At 36.6% G+C, this 24923-nt stretch carries 26 protein-coding genes, 2 pseudogenes and 1 other annotated feature; of the genes and pseudogenes, 6 read left to right on the forward strand and 22 right to left on the reverse strand.

Going from position 1 to position 24923, the window contains the following annotated elements; translation table 11 throughout:
• Positions 1-46: 46 nt before the first annotated feature.
• The 5 genes and pseudogenes from OCF95_RS06515 to OCF95_RS06535 all read left to right on the forward strand — a co-directional run bounded on the left by OCF95_RS06515 (position 47) and on the right by OCF95_RS06535 (position 1993).
• Positions 47-282 (forward strand): annotated as a pseudogene (locus OCF95_RS06515) (GlsB/YeaQ/YmgE family stress response membrane protein).
• A 76-nt stretch (positions 283-358) separates the two neighbouring features.
• Positions 359-931, forward strand: a complete 573-nt coding sequence (gene amaP, locus OCF95_RS06520) for an alkaline shock response membrane anchor protein AmaP (protein ID WP_023946078.1) — start codon at positions 359-361, stop codon at positions 929-931.
• Positions 932-942: 11 nt separating this feature from the next.
• Positions 943-1113 carry a DUF2273 domain-containing protein gene (locus tag OCF95_RS06525; protein WP_000455069.1) on the forward strand — a complete coding sequence of 57 codons (171 nt, stop codon included), beginning with the start codon at positions 943-945 and terminating at the stop codon, positions 1111-1113.
• A 37-nt stretch (positions 1114-1150) separates the two neighbouring features.
• On the forward strand, positions 1151-1759 hold the full coding sequence (locus tag OCF95_RS06530; RefSeq protein ID WP_084861710.1) for an Asp23/Gls24 family envelope stress response protein: 609 nt from the start codon (positions 1151-1153) through the stop codon (positions 1757-1759).
• A gap of 30 nt (positions 1760-1789) precedes the next feature.
• Entirely contained in the window at positions 1790-1993 is a 204-nt protein-coding gene (locus tag OCF95_RS06535; RefSeq protein WP_000109960.1) for a CsbD family protein, read from the forward strand.
• A 109-nt stretch (positions 1994-2102) separates the two neighbouring features.
• Here the strand turns inward: OCF95_RS06535 and OCF95_RS06540 are convergent.
• Together OCF95_RS06540 and OCF95_RS06545 are read right to left on the reverse strand one after the other, a co-directional pair.
• Positions 2103-2372: pseudogene (locus OCF95_RS06540) on the reverse strand (transposase); the annotation flags it as partial.
• Between the two features lie 41 nt (positions 2373-2413).
• The gene (locus OCF95_RS06545; RefSeq protein WP_049499338.1) at positions 2414-2869 is read right to left on the reverse strand and encodes a GNAT family N-acetyltransferase; all 456 of its coding nucleotides are present in this window, start codon (positions 2867-2869) and stop codon (positions 2414-2416) included.
• Positions 2870-2938: 69 nt separating this feature from the next.
• Between OCF95_RS06545 and OCF95_RS06550 the strand changes: the two genes are divergently transcribed.
• Positions 2939-3598, forward strand: coding sequence for a prepilin peptidase (locus OCF95_RS06550; RefSeq protein ID WP_094753350.1), 660 nt, complete (start codon positions 2939-2941; stop codon positions 3596-3598).
• On the opposite strand, the gene trpA is transcribed toward OCF95_RS06550, so the two are convergent.
• From trpA to OCF95_RS06650, 20 genes are all read right to left on the reverse strand, one after another.
• Complete coding sequence (trpA, locus tag OCF95_RS06555; RefSeq protein ID WP_094753351.1) at positions 3570-4346, reverse strand: tryptophan synthase subunit alpha; 777 nt, start codon at positions 4344-4346, stop codon at positions 3570-3572. The two genes, OCF95_RS06550 and trpA, sit on opposite strands and share 29 nt — an antisense overlap.
• Positions 4339-5562 (reverse strand): tryptophan synthase subunit beta, encoded by a 1224-nt coding sequence (gene trpB / locus OCF95_RS06560; protein ID WP_229294594.1) that lies wholly within the window; start codon positions 5560-5562, stop codon positions 4339-4341. The genes trpA and trpB (OCF95_RS06560) overlap by 8 nt, the downstream gene beginning before the upstream one ends.
• The gene (locus OCF95_RS06565; RefSeq protein WP_261105097.1) at positions 5540-6139 is read right to left on the reverse strand and encodes a phosphoribosylanthranilate isomerase; all 600 of its coding nucleotides are present in this window, start codon (positions 6137-6139) and stop codon (positions 5540-5542) included. Before OCF95_RS06565 ends, trpB (OCF95_RS06560) begins: the two co-directional genes overlap by 23 nt.
• Positions 6126-6893 carry an indole-3-glycerol phosphate synthase TrpC gene (trpC, locus tag OCF95_RS06570; protein WP_261105098.1) on the reverse strand — a complete coding sequence of 256 codons (768 nt, stop codon included), beginning with the start codon at positions 6891-6893 and terminating at the stop codon, positions 6126-6128. Before trpC ends, OCF95_RS06565 begins: the two co-directional genes overlap by 14 nt.
• A complete protein-coding gene (gene trpD, locus OCF95_RS06575) occupies positions 6890-7894 on the reverse strand; it encodes an anthranilate phosphoribosyltransferase (protein WP_033684824.1) in 1005 nt (334 codons plus the stop codon). Before trpD ends, trpC begins: the two co-directional genes overlap by 4 nt.
• Positions 7895-7904: 10 nt before the next feature.
• Positions 7905-8471, reverse strand: coding sequence for an aminodeoxychorismate/anthranilate synthase component II (locus OCF95_RS06580; RefSeq protein WP_000601916.1), 567 nt, complete (start codon positions 8469-8471; stop codon positions 7905-7907).
• Entirely contained in the window at positions 8468-9829 is a 1362-nt protein-coding gene (gene trpE / locus OCF95_RS06585) for an anthranilate synthase component I (RefSeq protein WP_084926230.1), read from the reverse strand. The genes OCF95_RS06580 and trpE overlap by 4 nt, the downstream gene beginning before the upstream one ends.
• 293 nt (positions 9830-10122) lie before the next feature.
• On the reverse strand, positions 10123-11301 hold the full coding sequence (trpB, locus tag OCF95_RS06590; RefSeq protein ID WP_000208437.1) for a tryptophan synthase subunit beta: 1179 nt from the start codon (positions 11299-11301) through the stop codon (positions 10123-10125).
• 66 nt (positions 11302-11367) lie between these two features.
• Positions 11368-11599 (reverse strand) — a binding site (T-box leader).
• A 214-nt stretch (positions 11600-11813) separates the two neighbouring features.
• Positions 11814-12815, reverse strand: coding sequence for a LacI family DNA-binding transcriptional regulator (locus OCF95_RS06595; RefSeq protein WP_084926231.1), 1002 nt, complete (start codon positions 12813-12815; stop codon positions 11814-11816).
• A 107-nt stretch (positions 12816-12922) separates the two neighbouring features.
• Positions 12923-13291 carry a hypothetical protein gene (locus tag OCF95_RS06600; RefSeq protein ID WP_261105099.1) on the reverse strand — a complete coding sequence of 123 codons (369 nt, stop codon included), beginning with the start codon at positions 13289-13291 and terminating at the stop codon, positions 12923-12925.
• 95 nt (positions 13292-13386) lie between these two features.
• A complete protein-coding gene (locus OCF95_RS06605; RefSeq protein WP_001149045.1) occupies positions 13387-14097 on the reverse strand; it encodes an MgtC/SapB family protein in 711 nt (236 codons plus the stop codon).
• A gap of 2 nt (positions 14098-14099) precedes the next feature.
• Entirely contained in the window at positions 14100-15791 is a 1692-nt protein-coding gene (locus OCF95_RS06610) for an ABC transporter permease (RefSeq protein WP_023943877.1), read from the reverse strand.
• Positions 15792-15802: 11 nt separating this feature from the next.
• Positions 15803-16813, reverse strand: coding sequence for an ABC transporter ATP-binding protein (locus OCF95_RS06615; RefSeq protein ID WP_000589137.1), 1011 nt, complete (start codon positions 16811-16813; stop codon positions 15803-15805).
• Positions 16814-16915: 102 nt separating this feature from the next.
• Entirely contained in the window at positions 16916-17983 is a 1068-nt protein-coding gene (locus tag OCF95_RS06620) for an extracellular solute-binding protein (RefSeq protein ID WP_000738377.1), read from the reverse strand.
• A gap of 24 nt (positions 17984-18007) precedes the next feature.
• Positions 18008-18667 (reverse strand): DUF1868 domain-containing protein, encoded by a 660-nt coding sequence (locus OCF95_RS06625; RefSeq protein ID WP_000793811.1) that lies wholly within the window; start codon positions 18665-18667, stop codon positions 18008-18010.
• Between the two features lie 183 nt (positions 18668-18850).
• Positions 18851-19861 (reverse strand): UDP-glucose 4-epimerase GalE, encoded by a 1011-nt coding sequence (gene galE / locus OCF95_RS06630; RefSeq protein WP_061743800.1) that lies wholly within the window; start codon positions 19859-19861, stop codon positions 18851-18853.
• A 12-nt stretch (positions 19862-19873) separates the two neighbouring features.
• Positions 19874-21349, reverse strand: a complete 1476-nt coding sequence (gene galT, locus OCF95_RS06635) for a UDP-glucose--hexose-1-phosphate uridylyltransferase (RefSeq protein WP_000848808.1) — start codon at positions 21347-21349, stop codon at positions 19874-19876.
• 12 nt (positions 21350-21361) lie between these two features.
• Positions 21362-22003 carry a phosphate signaling complex PhoU family protein gene (locus OCF95_RS06640; RefSeq protein WP_000945328.1) on the reverse strand — a complete coding sequence of 214 codons (642 nt, stop codon included), beginning with the start codon at positions 22001-22003 and terminating at the stop codon, positions 21362-21364.
• Positions 22004-22060: 57 nt separating this feature from the next.
• Complete coding sequence (locus tag OCF95_RS06645; protein ID WP_261105101.1) at positions 22061-22807, reverse strand: protein phosphatase 2C domain-containing protein; 747 nt, start codon at positions 22805-22807, stop codon at positions 22061-22063.
• On the reverse strand, positions 22791-24899 hold the full coding sequence (locus OCF95_RS06650; protein ID WP_000834743.1) for a glycosyl hydrolase family 28-related protein: 2109 nt from the start codon (positions 24897-24899) through the stop codon (positions 22791-22793). The genes OCF95_RS06645 and OCF95_RS06650 overlap by 17 nt, the downstream gene beginning before the upstream one ends.
• Between the last annotated feature and the right edge of the window lie 24 nt (positions 24900-24923).

The following is a 24923-nucleotide window of genomic DNA, read 5'->3' on the forward strand; positions in this document are numbered from 1 at the left end:
GAATTGATTTATTTTTTGATATTAAAATAGAAAAGGAGGGTAAGCAATATTGTGGTCAATCATTGCTGGAGGTCTTATTGGACTTGTAGCAGGTAGAATCACTAAAAAAGGTAGTTCTATGGGAATCGTCGCAAATGTATTCGCTGGTTTAGTCGGGTCATCTGTAGGACAATCCCTTTTAGGTAGTTGGGCCCATCCATCGCTGGAATGGCTTTGATCCCATCTATTGCAGGAGCAGCAATTGTTGTTACTGTAGTATCATTCTTTACAGGTAAAAAATAATTACTTGTAAAATAAACTATTTTTAAATAGATTAGACGGGTAAAAATAGTTTAATGTTAAATCGAAAGGATTGTATATGTCAAAAACAAAGAAAATATTTTTAATTATTTTCTGTATTTTAATCTTGACAATTTTCCTTCCTGTTTTGATAGATTATCATCAAGTTAGTGATCTAGGCATTCAGCTATTTAGCTGGAGACAGAATCATTTCGTTGAATTCTATCTCTCTAGATATATATTCTGGGGGATAGTGGCTCTATCAACTTTAGTTTTGTTATCGATGTTAGTTGTGTTGTTTTATCCTAAACGTTATTTGGAAATTCAACTTGAAACTAAAAACGATACATTAAAATTAAAGAATTCTGCAATCGAAGGTTTTGTTAGAAGTTTGGTGAGTGATCATGGATTGATCAAGAACCCAACTGTTCATGTAAATTTACGAAAAAATAAATGTTTCGTTCATGTAGAAGGTAAAATTCTTCCTTCGGACAACATCGCTGACAGATGCCAACTAATTCAAAATGAAATAACTAATGGATTGAAGCAGTTTTTTGGTATTGAGCGTCAGGTTAAACTAGAAGTTCTAGTAAAAGACTACCAGCCTAAACCAAAACCTCAAAACAAAAAGACTGTTAGTCGTGTGAAGTAAGGAAGTAAAAAATGGAATGGCTTAAACAATATCGATATCCAATTATCACTGGTCTCATAGGCGTATTTCTCGCTTGTTTGATTATCTCCTTTGGCTTCTTCAAAACAATATTTGTATTGATTTTAGGAGCACTGGGAGTTGCAGCTGGGTTATATATCGAAAAAAACTATATAGATAAATAAAAAATAAAAATTACTAATTTAATTAAAGGAGTTTCATATGTCAAACGAAAAAAACACAAACACTAACGTAGAAAAGAAAGATGCTACTGCTGTAGCTCACGAAATCAAAGGGGAACTTACTTACGAAGATAAAGTTATCCAAAAAATCATTGGTCTGTCACTAGAAAACGTTTCAGGTCTTTTGGGAATCGACGGTGGTTTCTTCTCAAATCTTAAAGAAAAAATCGTTAACAGCGATGACGTAACAAGTGGTGTTAACGTAGAAGTTGGTAAAACACAAGTTGCAGTTGACTTAAACATTATTGCTGAGTACCAAAAAAATGTTCCAGCTTTATATTCAGAAATCAGAGAAATCGTATCTTCAGAAGTTGCTAAAATGACTGACTTGGAAGTTGTTGAAATCAACGTAAACGTTGTCGACATCAAAACTAAAGAACAACATGAAGCAGACTCAGTAAGCCTTCAAGATCGCGTATCTGACGTTGCTGAATCAACAGGAGAATTCGCTTCAGAACAATTCGAAAAAGCTAAATCTGGTCTTGGATCTGGTTTCTCAACTGTTCAAGAAAAAGTTAGCGAAGGCGTAGAAGCTGTTAAAGGTGCAGCAAATGGTGTAGTATCTCACGAAAGAACTCGTGTAAACTAAGATAAAATAAATATAACAGGAGAAATTATCATGTCAGTAGAAGAAAAATTAAATCAAGCTAAAGGTTCTATTAAAGAAGGTGTTGGTAAAGCCATCGGTGATGAAAAAATGGAAAAAGAAGGAACAGCTGAAAAAGTTGTTTCTAAAGTAAAAGAAGTTGCTGAAGATGCCAAAGACGCTGTAGAAGGCGCTATCGAAGGTGTTAAAAACATGTTGAGTGGCGACAATAAATAAGGCTAAAAGTTACTTTATCTTTTTAGTAACATTAGTCAAAAGAGTTTGAGTCAAGATGATTCTCAGAAAACAAAAAGCTAGAGATTTCCAATTGCGGAACTCTAGCTTTTTAATTTTGCCTCTTTCTCTTATTATATTTCAGCAGGTTGTTGACCATGAGTACAAATCCCATGTCAATTCTCACTTGGCGCTTACCTCTCAGATAACATCTCTTATAACCCAAACAAACCTTTATCTGCCCAAAGACAGATTTCATATCAATCTTACGTTTAGCGGAAATTTGTCTACCCTTGGAAGATAAAAGTGCCTGATATTCTTTAGTTTTTAAACACTGGTAACGTTCATTCATATACAGTCCCTTTTGAGGGGCTGATTCAGGTTCATCATCGCAGTCAACATTGATTTCAAGGCTGTTTGCTTCTATCTCCCCTTTTTCATGATGTATTTTCGTACAGGTGCTTCAACCATTTGAACGATTTCAAATCCTTCTTTTTGATAAAGGTGCTGGGCTGCTTGATTTGCTTCGAGGACATTTAAAGAAATACTACCTATGTCTCCATTTTCAAAGACCAAACTAACAAATTTCCTTAAAGCCTGCCTACCTAAGCCTTGTCCCTGTTTCTGGGGATTGATAAAAAAGCGTCCAATATGAAGATTGCTGTCTTCTTGCCTGATTTTCTGGATAACCCCCACAAACTCTTGTCCTTCAAAGATTGAAAAGATTCCTTCCAACTCTTGCAAGACTTGAAGGGTCAGTGGAAAAGGAATCTTTGGTCCCATCCATTGTTCCTGAAAATCTTTCCCCAGGGAGTTGGACCATTGGCATACGAGCTGAGCATTTTCTGTGCTCACATTTTCTTCAAAACGAATTGTCATCTCGACCTCACTATCTTGTCTATGTTTCTCCATTATACTACTTCTCCTATTTTTTACGAATAGATAAGTATGATTGATTTTTATTTTTTTCTTGTCGGGAGCATTCTCGCTTCCTTTCTTGGTTTGGTCATTGACCGTTTTCCAGAGCAATCCATTATCCTACCAGCTAGCCACTGCGATGCCTGTCAGACTCGCTTGCATCCCTTAGATTTGATTCCGATTCTCTCGCAGGTCTTCAATCGCTTTCGCTGTCGCTACTGCAAGGCTCCTTATCCAGTCTGGTATGCCCTTCTTGAACTAGGTTTAGGTCTCCTTTTTCTGGTTTGCTCTTGGGGATTTCTTTCCTTGGGGCAAGTCATCCTAATCACTGCTGGTTTGACTCTGGGCATCTACGACTTCCGTCATCAGGAATATCCCTTACTAGTCTGGCTGACTTTTCACCTAATCCTCATGGCTTTCTCTGGCTGGAATCTAGTCATGGTCCTCTTCCTTGTCCTTGGAATTGTGGCTCATTTTATCGATATCCGCATGGGCGCAGGGGATTTTCTCTTTTTAGCTTCTTGTGCTATCGTCTTTAGCGCAACGGAGTTACTTATCTTGATTCAGTTTGCTTCTGCAACAGGGATCCTAGCCTTTCTCCTGCAAAAGAAAAAGGAAAGACTTCCTTTCGTGCCCTTCCTCTTACTCGCGGCTTGTGTAATTATTTTTGGTAAGCTACTGCTTGTTTGATAAAGTCCTGAATTGGCTCTCCTTGGTGGAGAGCTTTTACAATTTTCGAACCAACGATAACACCATCTGACACCGCATTGAAGCGTTCTACATCGGCTTGACTAGATACGCCAAAACCTGTCAAGACTGGGATATCAGCCACATGATGCAATTGTGCCAAGTGCTTGTCCAAGTCTGCACGATAATTGCCAGATTTCCCTGTCACCCCATTGATGGCAACTGCATAGACGAATCCTTCTGCCCCTTCAATCAACTCTTTCTGACGCTCAATCCCTGTGGTCAAGCTTACTAAAGGAATCAAAGCAATGTCTGTGTCTGCCAAAAAAGGCTCTACAAAGTTGGCATGCTCATGAGGCAGGTCTGGAATAATCAAGCCCTTAACCGCTGTATCTGCCAAACCTTTAACAAAATTCTCCACACCGTACTGAAAGAGGGGGTTGAAGTAGGTCATGATGACCAGCGGAACCTCTGTTTCAATGGTTTTCAAGGTTTCAACCAAAGCCTGGGTAGAAGTCCCGTGGGCTAAACTGCGCAAGCCAGCTTCTTCGATAACAGGTCCATCTGCAACAGGGTCTGAAAAGGGAATGCCCACTTCAATGGCAGAGACACCCAAATCTTCTAAAAAGTGTATTGTTTCTCCGAGTCCATCCAAACCTTTCTCATGGTCTCCAGCCATGATATAGGGAACGAAAATTCCTTTTCCAGCTGCTTTAATAGCGTTCAATTTTTCTGTTAGTGTCTTAGGCATGAGTTTCTCCCTTCTTTGCTGCATCTGCTTCCAAGCGGTCTTTGACTTGAACCACATCCTTGTCACCACGACCTGATAGACAGACAATCATGGACTTGTCTGGACCGAGTTCTTTGGCCAATTTCACCGCAAAAGCAATAGCGTGGCTAGATTCCAAGGCTGGGATAATCCCTTCCACACGAGACAAGAGTTGGAATCCTTCCAAGGCTTCTTCGTCTGTCACAGGGACATAGCTGGCACGTTTGATATCGTGGTAGTGAGAATGTTCTGGACCGATACCAGGATAGTCCAAACCTGCTGAGATAGAGAAGGCTTCAAGAATTTGACCATGGGCATCTTGGAGCACATCCATGAGAGAACCATGAAGGACACCCGGACGACCCTTGGTCAAGGTAGCTGCATGGTGCTCCGTATCCACACCAAGTCCAGCTGCTTCAGCCCCATACATGGCTACTGACTCATCTTCTACAAATGGATGGAAGAGCCCGATAGCATTCGACCCACCACCAACACAGGCTACTAGAGCATCTGGTAAATCTTGACCTGTCAAGTCACGGTACTGTTGTTTGGCTTCCCTACCGATGACACTTTGGAAGTCACGGACGATTTCTGGGAATGGGTGAGGCCCCAAGGCAGAACCAAGGATATAGTGGGTATCATCGATATTAGCCACCCATGAACGAAGAGCTGCATTGACCGCATCCTTGAGCACGCGCGAACCATCTGTCACTGACTCAACCTTTGCTCCCAAAAGCTCCATACGGAACACATTAAGGGCTTGGCGTTTAACATCCTCTTCACCCATATAGATAGTACATTCCATGTTAAAGAGGGCTGCAGCTGTTGCAGTTGCCACACCGTGCTGACCAGCACCTGTTTCTGCGATAATTTTCTTTTTACCCATGCGTTTGGCAAGCAAAACTTGTCCCAAGGCATTGTTAATCTTGTGGGCTCCTGTATGGTTAAGGTCTTCCCGTTTGAGATAAATCTTGGCTCCGCCAATATGCTGGGTCAAATTTTTTGCATAGTAAAGAGGAGTTTCACGTCCCACGTACTGACGCAAGAGTTGGTTTAATTCCTCTTGGAAACTTGGATCTGCCTGACTTTCACGGTAGGCCTTCTCCAACTCCAAAACTGCTGTCATCAATGTTTCTGGGACGAAACGTCCTCCGAATTTTCCGTAAAATCCATCTTTATTTGGTTCTTGATATGCCATTCTTTGCCCTCTCTATAAATCTTCTAATCTTTTCCTGATCTTTTTGTCCATCTGTCTCCACTCCGCTCGATACATCGACTGCATAGGGAGTAAAGTGTTGAATTGCTTTTGCTACATTTTCTTCATTAAGCCCACCTGCGATAAAGAAGGGCTGAGCTAGTTCTGTCGTATCTAGTTGACCCCAGTCAAAGGTCTGGCCACTTCCTGCCACAGGAGCATCAAAGAGTAGATAATCTGCTTGAGAATTGGGCACATGACCCTCGCCATCCACCTGAACAGCCTGAATACTAGCACAGGGCAGGTCCTCAAACAAATCATCCGCTACCTGACCGTGAACTTGAACCAAGTCCAAGCCAACTTTGTCAATGACTTCTAGCAGTTCTGCCCGACTTGGTGAAACAAATACACCAACCTTTTTGACATCTGCAGGAATAAGCTTTGCCAGCTCAGCAGCCTGATCCAAAGTCACCTGTCTTTTACTAGGTGCAAAGACAAAACCGATGTAGTCGACTTCTGCTGATACGGCTGTTTCCACCGCTTCTTTGGTCGATAATCCGCAAATTTTAACCTTTGTCAATCTGCAACTCCTTGATTCTCTGGGCTACATCTTCTGCCTGCATGAGAGCTGTCCCTACTAAAATTCCGTTAAAGTATGGCGCTACTCGTTCCGCATCCTGCCCTGTGAAAATAGCAGATTCAGAAATGTAGTAGCGATTTTCCTTAAAGTGCTGGGCCAAGTCTACACTGGTCTGCAAGTCAACTTCAAAGGTGGTCAAATTACGATTATTGACTCCGATAATCTCAGCACCAAGTCTGTGGGCCACCTCTAGTTCAGCTAGATTGTGGGTCTCCACCAAGACTTCCAAGCCAAGCTCTGTCGCATAGTCGTAAAGTTCCTTAAGACGTTCTTCTGACAAGGCGGCGACAATGAGCAATATGACTGTCGCACCTGCATTGCGAGCACGGATGATTTGCTTTTCATCGATGATAAAGTCCTTGTTAAGCGTTGGAATCTGTACCTGACTGGAAATCTCCCGTAGATAATCCAAATGACCTTTAAAGAAAACTTCATCTGTCAGAACAGAAATCATCACTGCTCCGTTTTCTTCATAAGTCTGGGCCTGTTGCACAATATCCACATCGAGATTGATATCTCCCAGACTAGGGCTAGCTTTCTTGACTTCAGCGATTACCTGCAAGCGATCTTGATGATTCTTCAAAAAGTCAGCCAAGCGATAGGTCTGGCGCAAGGGCTGGATTTCCTCCAACTTCATCTGCTCAACCTCACGCGCCTTCTGCTCTAAGATTCGTGCTAAAAATTCCTGACTCATTTTTGGTACTCCTGTAACAGTCTGAGTTTTTCAAGGGCCTTGCCACTAGCAATGACTTCGCGGGCCAAGGCAACTCCATCCTTGATGCTAGCTACCTTGCCATTAGCATAGAAACCAAGACCAGCATTTAAAACTGTCGTTTCCAAGAATGGACTTGGTTCATTTTTAAGAACTCTGAGCAAAATTTCTGCATTTTCCTGAGCGTTGCCTCCACGAATATCTTCGATAGCGTAGCGTTCCATCCCTAGATCTTCTGGAGTAAAGCTTGACAAGGTGATTTCGCCATTTTCAAGAAGGGCAATCTTGGTTGTTCCATTCAAACCAGCTTCGTCCAATCCTTCTGGACCAGCAACCACTATAGCACGTTTGCGACCCATATTTTTCAAAACCTGAGCTGTACTTTCTAGAAGTTCTGGACGACTAATACCAAGAAGCTGTGTTTCCAAAGTCATTGGGTGAATCAGAGGACCAGTCAAGTTCATGATTGTTGGAATTCCCAATTCCAAACGAGCTGGCATGATGTATTTCATTGCTGGGTGCATATTTTTAGCAAAGAGAAAGACGATACCAGTTTTATCAAAGACCTTACCTAATTCAGCTGGTTTGAGGTCTAGGTTGATGCCTAAGGCTTCGAGGACATCTGCAGAACCAGATTTAGAAGAAATCGAGCGATTACCGTGTTTTGCCATGTGAACACCACCACCAGCCAAGACAAAGGCTGCAGTTGTGGAGATGTTAAAGCTGAAAGACTTGTCCCCACCTGTACCACAGTTGTCCATGGCATCATGAATCTCAGTTGGAATATGTTGGGCATGTCCTCTCATGACTTGGGCAATGGCTGTGCGTTCCTCAGGTGTTTCCCCCTTCATCTTAAGAGCCAAAAGGAGAGAAGCAATCTGCGCCTCCGTTACACGGCCAGTTACGATACGCTCAATGACATCCGTCATTTCCACACCTGATAAATTTTCAAATTTTGCTAGTTTTTCAATAATCTCTTTCATCCTAGTTTCCTCACTTTACAACCTTCTCGATAAAATTCCGAATAGAAGACAAGCCATCTGGCGTTCCAATGCTCTCTGGATGGTACTGGAAGCCATAAATCGGTAGATTTTTATGTTGAATTCCCATGATGGCTTGGTCATCAGTCGAACGAGCTGTCACTTCAAAGTCTTCTGGCATTTCTTCAATCAAAATACTGTGGTAACGCATGACTGCACGGCCATCCTCGATACCTTGATACAGAACAGATGGCGCTTCAAAGTTGATATTGCTCTGTTTCCCATGCATGACTTTGGGAGCCAAGCCTAGCTTACCGCCAAAGACTTCTGCGATAGCTTGGTGGCCCAAACAAATCCCAAGAATCGGCTTCTTGCCAGCAAAATCACGAATCATGTCTTCCATCTTTCCAGCATCAACTGGCCAACCAGGACCGGGCGAAAAGACCAGACCATCTGCTTTTCCAGCTTCTTCATACAGCCTGGGATCATCATTTCTCAAGACCTGAACTTCTGCAAAATTCCCAATGTATTGGGCCAAGTTATAGGTAAAAGAATCATAGTTGTCAATCAATAAAATCATGGTCTTAGTTCTCCAATTCTAGTCATAGATTTAGCCTTGTTAATGGTTTCTTGGTATTCGTTTTGGGCGATGGAGTCGTAGACAATCCCTGCCCCAGCCTGCACATAGGCTGTTTGATTTTTGAGAATCATCGTTCGGATAGCAATGGCGAAGTCCATATCACCCGTCGCAGACAAGTAGCCGATTGCTCCTGCGTATACGCCTCGTTTTTCTGTTTCCAGTTCATAGATACGTCTCATCGCGCGAATTTTTGGTGCTCCAGAAACAGTTCCGGCAGGAAGTGTTGCTTTCAAAGCATCCATGGCAGTGAGTTCTGGAAGCAAACACCCTTTGACCACACTGGTCAAATGCATGACATAGCGGAAGAGCTCCACTTCCATATACTTAGTGACTTGAACACTGGCCGTTTCAGAGATGCGGCCAATATCATTTCGTCCCAAGTCTACTAACATCCGATGCTCTGCTGTTTCCTTCTCATCCGAAAGCAGGTCTGTCGCCAAATCCTTGTCTTCTTCATCCGTAGCGCCTCTTGGTCGTGTCCCTGCAATCGGATTGGTTGTCACGATGCCATTTTTGACAGAAACCAAACTTTCTGGACTGGCACCGATGATTTGATAATCCCCAAAGTCATAGAAATAAAGGTAATTAGATGGATTGGTCACGCGGAGATTTCTGTAAAAGTCAAATGGATTTCCAGTAACTTCTGCTGAGAAGCGCTGACTGAGTACGCACTGGAACATGTCGCCATTACGAATCAAGTCACGAGCGGTTTCCACCATTTCCTCAAACTTCTGAGGAGCAATATGGGGTTTGAAGTCTAACGGAGATAGATCCAAGTCTTCAAATTCATTTGGAGCAGGAATGCGTAATTCCTCAAGCACTTGGTTTAAGGCTTTTTCCAAGTCTTCTTGGCTACGCTCACTATAGAGAGCATCCTCGATGACATGGATTTTTTCCTTCTTGTGGTCAAAGACAATATAACTCTCATAGACGAAGAAATGCATGTCTGGCGTTCCAATAGTATCTTCAGGAATTTGACCAATTTCTTCATAAAGTGAAATCATATCGTAACCAACAAAACCAATTGCCCCACCACCAAAAGGGAGGTCTGAATGGTGCTGGCTCTTATGAGTCACTTCATAAAGAAAATCCAAGGGATCACGATCAATCACCTGCCCATTTTGATAAAGAACTCCATTTTCAAACTTAATCTCAAAAACAGGATTATAGGCTAGGATAGAAAAACGAGCTGTTTCCTTGTCTCTCGGAATACTCTCTAAGATCACCTTGTGTTGCCCCTTTAGGCGCATATAAGCCAAGATTGGCGATAAGACATCTCCATGAATGATTCGTTCCATTGTAATTTCCCTTTCAGTTCTACTTCTAGTCCGTGGCGACTGTATGAAAAATCCCCACGCAAAATAACTTGCGTGAGGACGAAATTCGCGGTGCCACCTCAATTATAGGATTTCTCCTATCTCTCATTCCTGTCTCAGAAACCTCCTGTAACAGGCTGTGCGATAAAGGGCACTCCCTTGAGAATTATGTTTTCTTCTCTTGTTTCAGATGGACCCAACCTTACAACTTTCTCTGCTTGTTTCCAGCAACCACAAGCTCTCTGTAGGAGAAAGGACTGTAATTTTTCCATCTATTACTTTTTAGCTTCTAGGTAGTCTGCAATCGCAGCTACGTCCTTGTCTCCACGACCAGAGACATTGATGATGATAATGTCATCTTTACTTAGTTTCGGTGCACGTTTAACTGCTTCTGCGATAGCATGTGAGCTTTCAATCGCTGGGATAATCCCTTCTGTCTTGCTGAGAAGGAGGAGAGCCTGAACAGCTTCTTCATCCGTCGCAGCGACATATTCCACGCGACCTGAATCTTTGAAGTAGGCGTGCTCTGGGCCAACACCTGGATAGTCCAGTCCAGCTGAGATAGAGTAAACTGGAGCTAGCTCTCCGTCTTCCTTAAAGACTGCATAGGTCTTCATGCCGTCGACAATTCCGATACTACCTTTTGTCATAGTAGCTGCGTGCTTGTCTGTATCAAGTCCGTGCCCAGCAGCTTCTACCCCAACCAATTTAACTTCTTCATCAGCCACATACTGAGAAAAAGCACCAATAGCATTAGAACCACCACCGACACAGGCAATAACGTAATCTGGCAAGCGTCCTTCTTTTTCTAAGATTTGACGGCGAGATTCTTCACTGATGATCTTTTGGAATTCATGAACAATTGTAGGATAAGGATGAGGGCCTACAGCAGATCCCAAAACGTAGAAGGCTTCAAGGTCATTCATCCATGCTCCAAAGGCTGCATCAACCGCATCCTTAAGGGTACGCGTTCCAGTTTCAACTGCGTGAACAGTTGCTCCCATCATCTCCATACGGAAAACATTGAGACGTTGACGCTCCACATCCTCTGCCCCCATGTAGACATCACAGGCCATGCCAAACTTGGCTGCAGCCGCTGCTGTCGCAACACCGTGTTGACCAGCTCCTGTTTCTGCGATAACACGTTTTTTGCCCATACGTTTAGCCAAAAGAATTTGTCCTAAAACGTTATTAAGCTTGTGAGAACCCAGATGGTTAAGATCTTCGCGCTTGAGATAAATCTTAGCCCCACCTAAGTGATCTGTCAAACTTTCTGCAAAATAAAGCGGTGTTTCCCGACCTGAATAATCCTTCAAGTAATGGCGAAACTCTGCCAAAAACTCTGGATCATCCTTGTACTTGTCAAATGTCACTTCCAACTCATCCAACAAAGCCTGAATTGGCTCCGGTACAAAACTACCACCAAATTGTCCAAAATAACCTTTAGTTGTCATAAAATTTTTCCTCTTTCAGTATTGATTTCAAGATATGAAAAAAGCCCACACACAGATTGAATTCTGTGTGAGGGCGTTGGTAACGCGGTGCCACCTCAATTATAAAGGGAGTATTCCCCTTTACATCTCTACCTTGTCTAACAACAAGTTGCACTATAAGGTGTGCGCACCGAATTTTCATTGTTTCAAATTCATCTTTAAAATCAGCCCACTTTCACTACCTCCAATCACCTGTTCACAATCACCACAGGCTCCCTGAAGATCAAAAATAGTTACTTTTCTGATTTGTTGAACTTATTTTAATACTTTGTTTTTTCTTTGTCAAGACTTTTTTACGATTTTTTTGAAAGATGTGTGATTCGAATGTGATAATGTCTTTAGTAAATCGAACGTGAAAATGTCCCACTTGTTGGAAATTGGATCCAACTCAATAGAAACTGAATAGATGCTAAACAGAACTTACTTTAGAACACTCCATCTTTTCCATTAGGATTTTCAAGAATTAAACAATACTAGAAACTCTGTCTCCTAACAAGTTTAGTAGAAACTTCAACAGATGTGACACTTTCCCCCTTTATAATTGCTAATACCCCTTCAATCATTTCTTGAGCTAATTTAACATAATTAGGAGAAATTGTAGATAAAGCTGGAGTATAATATTGAGAAATTGGAATATTGTCAAATCCGATTATTGAAATATTATCAGGAATGGTAATTTCCTTCTCATAGCAAGAACGAATCAATCCCTGTACTTTTTCATCACCGGATACAAAAATCAAATCAGGATAATTTTGATTAGATAGATGTCTTGTAGCATATGAATAAACCGAATCTATTGTAGTTAGACCATATACTACTTTCAAATCCATTTCATAGTTATTATCATTTAAAAAAGCACGAACCCCTCTCTCTCGATCAATATTAACAAGGGATTCTCCTCCCATAAGTAACCACATACTATTAATGTTTTCTTTTGATACTAATTTCATCATGTCATAAGTGGCCTGAAAATTGTTGTTAGAAACATACACAACATTAGGTGTTCTAGATTCTCCAAAAACTATGAATGGCATTTTATTCTTTTGCAAGTAATTAATCCGAATATCTTCTTTACTTTCATAAAATACTATTACACCATCTATCAAGCTTCCTGTACTCGAGATTATTGAATTACTAATTGTATCTTCTTCACTAAAATATTCAACAATAGCGTTAACACCATACTCTTTACAAGTTTGTAAAACTTTATCTAATAAAGTTTGAAACCAAATTAAAGGAAAAGAGTCGATTTTTTTTACAGAAATCAATATATTTATAGCTTCTTTTTTAGTTAAATTTTTTGCATACGCATTTGGAATATACGACAATTCCTCTATAACTTTTTGAATCGCTTGATAAGTTTCTTCTTTAACATTTACTCCACCATTAATAACTCGTGAAACTGTTTTTGGAGAAAAACCTGATAAACGTGCAATATCATAAATAGTTACCTTTTTCCCATTTATATTTTTCATTTCAGTCCTCCATTACGAACATTCTAATATTACTATACAATATTTAATTTTTTTTAACAAGAGAATTTTGTAAATTATTTAAGATCCACAAATTCACAAAATTAATTTTACAAATATTCTTCCCCTTCAAAAAAGTTTAAATTGCAATTCACACCTTTATTTTTAAGAATGTTTCCAACTTCACAACAAATAAATTCATATGAGAAAAAACTACCATAAAATTGTAGATTAACTTTTTCAGTCAAAATTGTTGGATTTATAAAAATATATAATAGCCTGTCAATGTAACATTCTAACATAGACTTAATTTTTTCTTTAAAAATAACATTTGTTATCAACTCATCAGGAGGTAAATGAAAGGGAAACACCATTTCACAAATATCATAAAAAGAAATAAATTTGTATACTTGTATCAAACAATTATTATCAAAATATTCTATTTTACCTAAATCAAAATAGATTTTAAAATCTTTCATAAAAACCTCTGAGCAAAAATCTACTCAAAAATTAGATGATTAAAACATCTAAAAAACAAAAGGACAAAAACATCTGTCCCTTTGTTTACTAAATTTCAGCTAATTTCTTCGACATAAATAACACCTACAATATTAGCAATTTCTTCCATCAAACGAAGATGTTCAAATCTTCCTGATAGTTCTAGAGTAATAAATGATGCTATTTTTTTTTCTGGAACATCAAAATATTCAATTCTTTCTGAATTAACATCTCCAAATGCAGTTCTAGAATCAGTCATTCTAATGCCATTCTCAGCACAGTATACTAGTACCCGATTATATGCCTCTGTAGATCTAACAACGATATACAATTCGATTATCTTTGAACGACTTTGAAGATATTTTTTTAAAGGTTGGAACATAGTTATAACACTCCAAACAGAAATTGCTCCTAGTACGGCTCCTTCATAAAAACCAACACCTATAGCTAGACCGATTCCAGCTGAAGCCCATATTCCGGCTGCAGTTGTTAAACCAGTTATTTTCTTTTTATCTGTAATAAGTATTGTTCCAGCCCCAAGAAAACCAACACCTGATATAACTTGCGCACCTAAGCGTGTAGGATCTCCTGTACCAAATTTATAAGATACATACTCATTAGTCATCATAATTAAACATGCAGCCAGACAAACAATACTATGTGTACGAATACCTGCTGGTTGAGATTTACTTCCTCTCTCTAAACCAATTACTCCACCAATAACTAATGAAAGTACAATTCTTAATACAATTTCGATATATGATAGTCCTAAGCTTGTTGCCTGCATTATTATTTCCTTTTTCTACTAGCTGGTCTCTGAGTAAAGTATAATACAGAACCAGAAATTATCATTAATACAATAGTATAAACGAACACAAGTGCTTGAGCATTTGAAGTTGCTGTTTCATCACCTGCTGAACGAATAGTTATACCCAGCGGTTGAGCTAATGGATGGTAAAGAAATACAGATAAGTCGAAGTCAGTTAATAAAGAGTTAAAGTTTAAAGCAATAACAGAGAGAACAACCGGTAAAATAAATGGAATGATAACCTTCATCATAGTATAAAAAGGTGAAGCACCCATACTTCTTGCTGCATCTTCCATCTCATCATCAACACTAAATAAAATAGCACGTACCATTCTATAAGAAAATGGGATTTTTACAACTATATATGCAATAAGTAGAATTACCAAACTACCTACCAAAATCTGATTCAAGACAAGAAATTGTGGCTGATTAAAAGTAAATAATAAACTTACTGCTAAAAGTGTACTTGGTAGTAACCAAGGAAGTAGAGCACCATATTCAAATAAGAAATCAAAGCGAGCTTTATGTTTTCTGACAACTCGAGCAAATATAACTGCGAGAATTGTTGCTGTTGTCGCAGCGATAATAGAATAAATAAAGCTGACCAAGAATGGAGAGAATGCCGCACTATTACTAAAGAATAAGCGATAATTTTCTAAAGTAAAGTTTGATAATGTTAAGTTACCTGTTTGAATTGCAACTGGATCTGTAAATGAGTATAATACTATAAAAATTAGTGGAAGCATGAAAACTGTGAACAATCCATATGCTACAATGTGAGCAATGATATTCCAAGGCTTAGATGCAATTTTTTGTTTTTTAAGAGGCGCTTTAGTCTTAGAGATAGAAATATAATTTCCACCTTTTTCTATCTTATTCATGATAGTAAGCAAAATTGTAGTTGCAATACCTAAAATAATTGCAAGTAAGGCAGCTAAATCACGAGAATTCCCCATCCCTGCAAATGTAATAATCATTGGATTTATAGTTTGAAATCCTTTACCACCAACAATCATGGGTGCTGCTACTGCAGACAAACCACTAAGAAAAACCATAATAGTAAGTGCAAATAGAGTTGGAATTAAGGTTGGTAACACTACTTTTCGGAAAACAGTAAATGGTTTTGCTCCCATATTTCGTGCAGCCTCAATAGTGTGATAGTCAACGCTTCGAATTGTATTTGTTAAAAACAATGTATGATTAGCAGTTCCTGAAAATGTCATAATGAATAAGACTGCACCATACCCAATAAACCAGTTAGGGTCTAAAGAAGGGATAACATTTTGTAAAAATTTTGTTATCAATCCATAAGGACCATAGACAAATTTATATCCAGTCGCTAAAACCACTCCTCCATAAATTAAAGAGGTCATATAGCCTAATTTTAAAATTTTAGCACCTTTAATATCAAAGTACTCTGTAAATAGAACACAAAGAATACCTACGACATTAACTGTAATAATGAGTGAAAATGCTAACTTAAAACTGTTCATAATACTCTGAAGTGCCCTCTCAGATTTTAGAACACGATGTACAGCTTCAAGGGAAAATTCTCCTCCTTTTACAAATACATTCACTACTAGATCAAAGTTTGGATAAATAATAAATGTTACTAGGAACCAGATTAACCCTAAACGAATAAGCCAATCTTTTAAATTTAATTTATGACGCATACTGCACCTCCTTAAAATTGCAGAACGTCTGATGGTGTGATAAATAAGTCCACACTTTCTCCGACAGATCTAATAGCAGCCTGACTATCAATACTTGTTACATTAAGAATCTGACTTTCAGAAACTTTTATTGTATAGTGAATTGTAACTCCAGAAAACTCAACATCAATAATTGTTCCTTTTAGAATGAAATCTTGTTCAGTTTCACGATTGAATCGAACTTTCTCTAATCGAATGTATCCTTTTTTATCTTCTAAGAAAACGCTTGCATTTTTCAGTAATACTTCGTGGACTGTTTCATCGGTCAAAACATTAATATCGCCAATAAAATCACATACAAATTCAGTTTGAGAATTATGATAAATCTCTACAGGTGTACCGACCTGTTCGATGTATCCATTGTTAAAGACTGCAATTCTATCAGATAAAGTTAAGGCTTCCTCTTGGTCATGAGTAACATATAAAGTAGTAATACCTAACTCTTTTTGAAGTCTTTTCAACTCTTTTCTCAAATCTACACGTAATTTTGCGTCAAGGTTTGACAATGGTTCATCTAGACAAAGAATTTTAGGTTCAAGAACCAGAGCACGAGCCAATGCTACCCTTTGTTGTTGACCCCCAGATAATTCTGATACATTACGCTGTAACTGTTGATCAGAGATCTTAATTTTTGCTGCTACTGCTGATACTTTAGCTTTAATAACATCTGGAGCTACCTTCTTAACTTTTAAACCAAATGCAATATTATCAAAAACAGTCATAGTTGGAAATAGCGCATAAGATTGAAATACAATACCAATTCCACGCTTTTCAGGTTCCAAATGAGTGACATCTGTTCCATTAACTTCAATACTTCCTGATGATGGATCTAGAAAACCTACCAATGCTCTCAAAGTAGTTGATTTACCACATCCTGAAGGCCCAAGAAATGTAAAAAATTCCCCTTCATGTATATCTAAATTCAGATTATCAATTGCAACAAAATCACCATATTTAATTTGAATATTATCAAATTTAATCATCTCACTAACTCCCTCTATTACTAAACCAAAAGCCTCTCTTTATTTCTTCCATAAATTTAGAAATAATAGAGAGACTTGGACATAAAAATTAACTCTTATTTCTTATTGTACGTATTCTAATTCAGCTTTTTCTACCCATTCATCCAAATGCTTTCCAACAGCTTCCCAGTCAATATTTTGTGGTTTCACTTGATCAACAAACTTCTTAGTATCTTCTGGTAGATCTTTGAGGGCATCTTTATTTGCAGGAATAGATCCAAAGTTCTTACTATATTCTACTTGAATTTCTGATTGACCAAACCAATCAATAAATTCTTTAGCTAACGCTTGTTTTTTACTAGTGCTTAAAACCATAGTTTGTTCAGTTACAAATGGTACACCGATCTCAGGAGTCATAACTTTGAAAACAACATTTTGTTCTTTTTGTCCAACTAATGCACCAGAACCCCACATCATTCCATATTGTATTGGATCTTCTTTGTCTAACATCTTAACAATTGAACTTTCTCCCTTTTGAAGAGTGTATGCATTTTTCAAATATTCTTTTGCTACTTCCCAACCTTTTTCGGAAACACCTAATTCACCTTTATCATCAAGGTATCGAACTAAGATACTTGCTAGAATTGCACGTCCTGTACCACCTTGAAGACCAGAAATTGAATATTTACCTTTATACTTACTACCTAATTCTGTCCAATCTTTAGGCATTTCTTTTACATCAGGCGCCCCAATTAAAACTAATGGTTGAACAATCACAGGATTATAATAATTATCTTTATCTGATAAAGATTGATCAATTTTATCTAACCATTTAGGCTTGTACTGTACTAGTAATTTTTGATCTCTAATTTTATTTGAATCAACAGCACCAATTCCAAATACCATATCTGCAACTGCATTATTCTTCTCAGCAATAACACGGTCTGCTAATTGAGCGCCAGGGATATCAACCATTTTGATATTAAAACCAGCTTCTTTTGCTTTAGCAGTTAGCCAATCACCACGACCATTTGAGACTGAGTTCGAATAGATTACTAATTCTTGACTTTTATCAGCTTTTTCTTCAGATGAAGAAGCAGTCGTAGAATTTGAACCTCCAGAGCAAGCAGCAAGTGTAGTAAGAGCAACTCCCGTTGCAAGTACAGTAGACCAAACTTTCATTTTTTTCATGATAAGTTCTCCTTTTTTATTATTTTATTTAAATTTTTCGTGATATGGAACAAATTGTCTCATATCTTCAAATACAGTATAGTCAATACGATTTACAGTAATAGTTGGAATCTTCTCTAATAAAATTTCAGTTAATTCTGCTCTGACTTTAGTAAACTCTTCTTCCTCCTCTTCGGTTAAAGGAATTCGAAGATACCCAATTGAAATATGGAATTGATATCTATCATGATTAGGGAAACGAACACCTGCTTTTTCTGAGACATAAGTACGAATTTCTTCTAATCTCTTTGCAGAAGCTTCATCTGCAGGTTCAACTAATATGTTTTGTTTTCCCATTTCAGTTACACGCATATGAATTTCTTCATCCAACAATGGAAAAATTTCAAGTTGTTTAGCAAAGTAATCATGTATTTCCTGTAAAGGTGTATCTAGAGGAAGATTACTGCTCCAAAACTCCGTTTCACGATTTTCATGGCACAACAATTCAATTACAGTCATGTGAATAGAATTCCTTGGAGTTAAAGTAAACTTATCGATAAATGGTAATTCTCTATAACGTGATTGAATAATATCAACAACTTCCATCAAATCTTGTTTAGTATAAAGATTTGCTACAACTGTATTCCCAGGGAAATGATTAAATTCCCCATTCTCTTTGAACTTAATTTTTGTTAAGTTTTTCATATAAAGACCTTCTTTTTTATATTTGACATCGGTGTCATCATGTTTACATTATATAATGAAACCGTTTCCTTTGTCAAGCGCTTTCAAAAAATTTTTTAAAAAAATTTATCTTTCATTAAATATGAATTTCATTAAAAGGTTAAGTAATTTTTCCAAAATACAGCACTCATATAGACAGTATCATCAATTATAGCCATTGGGATTTTTTGATTGCCAATTCCATGTATCTCTACACATGTCTTCAATCGATTTTGTTGTCCTCCAATTTAATTCCTTATATGCTTTGTCTGCATTTGCATAACAAGTTGCAACGTCTCCTGAACGTCTTGGAACTATTTTATAAGGAATAGGGACCTTATTAACACTTTCAAATGTATTTACAAGTTGTAATACACTAGTGCCTTCTCCCGAGCCTAGGTTATAGATATAAACATCTGTTTTTTCAGATACTTTTTCTAAAGCTTTTATATGTCCTATTGCTAAATCTACTACATGGATATAATCACGCACACCAGTACCATCAAGCGTATCATAATCATTTCCGAACACACTTAGCTCTGACAGCTTACCTACCGCTACTTGTGCAATATAAGGCATCAAGTTGTTAGGAATTCCTGAGGGATCTTCCCCAATCAAACCAGACTCATGAGCACCAATTGGATTGAAATAACGAAGCAACGCAATACTCCATTCTGAATCTGCCACATGAACATCTTTTAAAATTTGTTCAAGCATCACTTTCGTATACCCATAAGGATTTGTCGCACTTGTTTCCATCGTCTCAATTAGGGGTGACTGATTGTTAATTCCATATACAGTCGCACTTGAAGAAAAGACAATCTTTTTAACATTAAATTCTGACATCACTTCAACAAGTGCTAATGTACTCATAATATTATTTTTGTAGTACATCACAGGCTTTTGCACGGATTCTCCGACAGCTTTATAACCTGCAAAATGAATTGCAGCATCAATCGATTCTTTTTCAAATACCTTTCTCAATGCTTGTTTATCACAAACATCTAATTCGTAAAACACGGGACGTATTCCTGTAATTGCTTCAATACGGTCTAGCACCAAGATGCTAGAGTTCGAAAGGTTGTCGACAATTATGACTTCCTTTCCTAAATTTAGTAATTCTACTACGGTATGGCTACCAATATAACCAGCTCCGCCTGTTACCAATATTGCCATTTGGGTTTTCTCCTAATTAATTCCAACCGACTTAACAAATCTCATAAACGCTTCATGCCCAGACGGTGTATTCTTATAAACTCCTGCATCTTCCAGAACTCTCGCAAACACTTGTCCTACTTCGTGTTGAACTACGCTATTAACCTCTTCTTTATTAATGCGAGGATATTTTTCTTTCAATTGGTCGGCCCATTCTAAATGATAATCCGCAATTGCGTTATCCTCTCCTAAAAGATATTTTCCAACTTCTTCTAACTCTGGTTTCAAACGAGGTGGTAATATCGCAAGTCCCATCACTTCGATTAACCCGATATTTTCCTTTTTAATATGTTGTACATCTTGATGAGGATGGAAAACACCATCTGGGTATTGTTCAGTAGTATGATTATCTCTTAGAACAATATCTAATTCATATCTCCCGTCCACTTTACGAGCAATAGGAGTCACCGTATGGTGTGGGACATCTTCAGTCATAGCAATGATGTCTACTTCTAAATCTGAATATTCCCTCCACTTATTTAGAATTTTATTAGCTAAATCTAACAATCGATTTTTATTTTCACTTTGTAACCTAATTACTGACATTGGCCATTTTACAATACCAGCATTAACATCCTCAAAGTCTTTAAAACGAAATTCACTCTCAAATTTTGCTTTTTCCATTGGGAAAATATGTTTCCCTCCCTGGTAGTGGTTATGACTAAGAATGGAGCCTCCTGAGATAGGAAGATCAGAATTTGAACCAGCAAAATATCCTGGCAAAATATCAACAATCTCCAATAATTGTTCAAATGTTTTAGAGGTAATAGCCATTGGTACATGTTGACTATTTAAAAATATCGCATGCTCATTAAAATATGAGTAGGGAGAATACTGGAATCCCCATACTTCGTCACCAAGTTTCAACCGAATAATTCTATGATTCGAACGTGCTGGATAATTTATTCGCCCCTGATATCCTTCATTTTCCATACATAGTAAACATTTGGGATAATTAGTTGCTTTTACTAATTTTTCAGCAGCAATTGTTTTTGGATCTTTTTCGGGTTTTGACAAATTTATCGTAATCTCTAGCTCTCCGTATTTAGTTGATGATCGAAACTCAATATTCTTAGCAATAGCAGAAGTTTTAATATAATCACTATCTTTACTTAACTTATAAAACTCTTCAACTGCTTCTTGAGGTGATATATCATATGAACTCCAAAAAATATCATTTAATCGACTAGGTAAAGGAACTATGAAATTCATTAACTCTGCTCCTAAACATTCCTTTTCCTCGATTAAATCTTTAATTTTACCGTTTTTTAAGGCGATTTCCACTAAGTAATCTTTTATTTGTTTCAGGTCATTTTCATCGGAAATGCGATCAGTTCCCTCCTCACCTATTAACGCTAGTACTCTATTTTTCACATATATTTTGTCAATTTCATTATACATTCCGTATTCAATTACTCTATCAACAAAATTATCAATAATTGTTTTCATATATTTTTCTTTCTAATTTATGTTCCCATATTTTCTATACATTATCCATTTATAAATTGATTGCGTAGTATGAGCAATTTTATCAAGGTGATGAATAATATCTAAAGCACCAATTACTTCAGAAACATTCCCATCATCTTCAAATATGTAATTCATTATTTTATTTTCAATATTTGTACTAAGCTCTTCTATCTCATTCTGTTTTTGTATAACAACCATATCTAAACATCCAGATTGTTCCTCTCTATAACAAGATATAGCCCTATTCATATGCAGTCCGATAACTTCATGAAGTATTTTTATTTCTGAAATAATTTTCTTCAAAATTTCATTATTTTGAATAATCTGTAGATTTTTTAAAATTTCAACAATTCTATCCCCAATACGTTCAATGTCAGTTGATATTTTTATTACACTAATAATTCTTCTTAAGTCATATGAAACGGGATGTTGTAAACAAATTAACTCATATCCTTTTTTATCAACATTTAGAACTGACTCATTTATGATTAAATCTTCTTTAATCAATTCTATTCGTTCTTCATTTGATAAATATTCAAATAACTTCTCATATTTATCAAGCACAGATACCCAAATGGTCTCTAAATTATTTGATAATTCTATAATTTCATTTTCTAAATATAACCTTAACATTTAGGTACCTCTTCTTAACAAAGTTCAATAGTAACAATTAATATTTTAAACAATATATCAAACATCAATAACTACAATACTTGCATCATCTTTCTTTCCATAGATTGGATCAATAGCAGAAGAATTAAATCTCATCTTAATTAACTCTTCAAAAATTTTATTTTGATTATTTTGATAGAATTCATAAAAGCCATCGCTCATTAAAACAATTTGTTCACTAGTAACATCTATTTGATTAATAATAGCATGGTCTAAAAATCTCTCATCCAACGAACCTATCCAGTACCCACTCGGTTGATTAGATAATTTTCTGATTTTTTGTAAAATAATTTTTTTATTTAAAACACTATTTGTACCAATTGAGTCTTTTATCTCATTTTTCCCTTTTTCAAATAAGTTATCTACTCTATGATCAGTTATTTCCATTTCGTTTACTAACATGACGCAGTCACCTAGCATCATATACTCCAACTTTTTTTCTGAAAGTTTAGCAAATATAAAAGCAAATGTTGGTAAGCGATAATACTCTGTTAATTCATATGAGTTTAAACCGATTTCATCTTTAACCTCTAGTAAAGCAGTTTCAAATATTTGTTTAAGAGTTTTTGATTCTTTACAATTAACCGACAAACTTTCTGATAAAATATGTACAACTTCTGAGACTGAATAACCTATCTCCTCTTTAGAATTATATAAATCTGTAGCTCCATCAATAATCCAAAAATACTGATTTTGTGAACCTACAGCATCCTCATTTTCTACGGAACTTCCTTGTATCGAACAAATTTTATTTATCTTTACCATAATACTTCAACCCTTTTAGTGTCAAAAGTAAACCAATTCCTGTCACTGTTAAGAATAGTTCCATAATCTTGTTCGAACCAGTCTTTGGTAATTTTTGTTTTACCTCTACTATTTCTTTAGATTTATTAATATGATTTTCAGTTTCTCTGCCATCTCCAACTTTTTTATGGTTCACTTCTTCTATCTTATTATCTTGTTTATTGTCGATCTTGTCATTAATTTGTCTATTATCTTTACTTGAGTTAAACTCTCCTTTCTTCTGGTTACTATCAATTACATTATTTGAATTAGATTGTTTTTCATGCACATATGAACTTGTTTTAAATTTTTCCTCTTTGTTTTTTTCTTTTTCGTTTTTATCACTTAAGTTATTTGTTACAATTTTGTAAAGCCCATTCTCCGTTACAATATTGAAATTACCATCGCTATCACGTATAACTGGTTCTTTCCCATTTGCATTAGATTTGATGAATGATATATACTTACCGGATAAATTATAAAATTGGTTATTTAAAACGGTTATTTTACCCTTTGAATCCTCAATAACAATTCCTTCTTTACCGCCGAATATACTATTCTCTGAGACTACTAAATTATCACTAACTCGTAATAATTCAATATTTGGTTGTTCTGTTTCCTTAGAATTATTATTAATTACATTTTTTGTTACAGTAATATCTGATACTTTTCCTAAATATTCTGCACTATCTTTTGCTACTCTAATAGCCTTTGTTTTAGGATCAGAAATATAAAATGTATTTTCAGTAATAACGACTTTCTTATTTAAATCAAGTTCATCTTTTACATTTTTATAACTAAAAGCATTTATTAAGGCTGCACCATTTTCTCTATAATGTACACTTTCTCCTTTTACTTTCTTATCAAATCTATTTCCTTTAATTAAAATATCAGTGAATCCTGTAAAACGTACACCAGAATACATCATGTTATCAAAATGATTATTTAAAATTTTAATATTAGAGGGGTTCTGTGTCGACAATGTTTGATAGTGTGTACCAATTGCTGTTACTAATTCTCCAGATTTATCACTTTTACCAAAATATGAATTTTGAATAGTAACATTTTCAGATTTTTTCCCATCATCATTCAAAGCATAAGGAAAACCTTTTCTAGTCAATGGTTCAATCTGAATACTCTCCTTACTTATAATTTGCCCATCTTTCATAGTTTTAGGTAAAGCTTGACCAAGAAAACGAGAATTATCGACTAATACATTTTTCGAACCTGCAATTTGAATAGCATGCCCTTGATAACTATCCTTGAATGTTACGTTTTTTATAGTTACGTTATTTGAATTCCCAATAGCAAATGCACCTGAAGAATTTATAAGTGGTAGATTTTTTGCTTTAGTTCCTTCTTCATTCAAAGCACCGTTCATATCAATAGTACCACCAGAATAACTAATATCTTCTGTTGGGCCCCATTCTACTTGCGCACCATCATCCGTAAATAAACCTGTCATAAAAACAATAGAAGGGTGATTCTTAATATTTATACCATTTAGAATTGTAGCTTTCTCATTCAATTCTAAGTGTGTATGACTTTTTAAAAAAACAATTTCTTTTACTAAATAAGTTCCTTCAGGAAAATATACATTTCCTCCGCCTAGTCCTTTAGCTGCAGCATCTATTGTATCTTGAATTGCTTGACGATCATCATTAACCCCGTCACCTATTGCTCCATAATCTTTAACATTCAAAGCTACGTGTTCGTTCAGATTAGTACTTAAAATAGTATTCACTTCCATCCCAGAGATGTTACCAATCATAGTATCATTTGTTATATCAGGTTTATTTTGATTAATACTCACTCCTCCATTATTATCAGTACTTAAACTTGAATTGTTATCAAGACTAAGAGTATCAGAATGGGGTTCCGCAGATAATGATGTAGATGTGCTACTCAACAAAGAGTTCATTTGCATATTATCTTTAGACGAAGAAGTTTCACCAACTACTTCATTAGCTAAAACACTTTGTGTTCCAATAAATAAAACCGCTAAGAGAACTGAGCAAACTCCCACCTTAGACTTACGAATAGAGAAAACCTCATTTTGTTGAAAAGATTTCATATTAGCCTCCAATTAAAAATATTA

The sequence above is a fragment of the Streptococcus mitis genome (assembly GCF_946188615.1).
Taxonomy (GTDB): Bacteria; Bacillota; Bacilli; order Lactobacillales; family Streptococcaceae; genus Streptococcus; species Streptococcus mitis_BZ.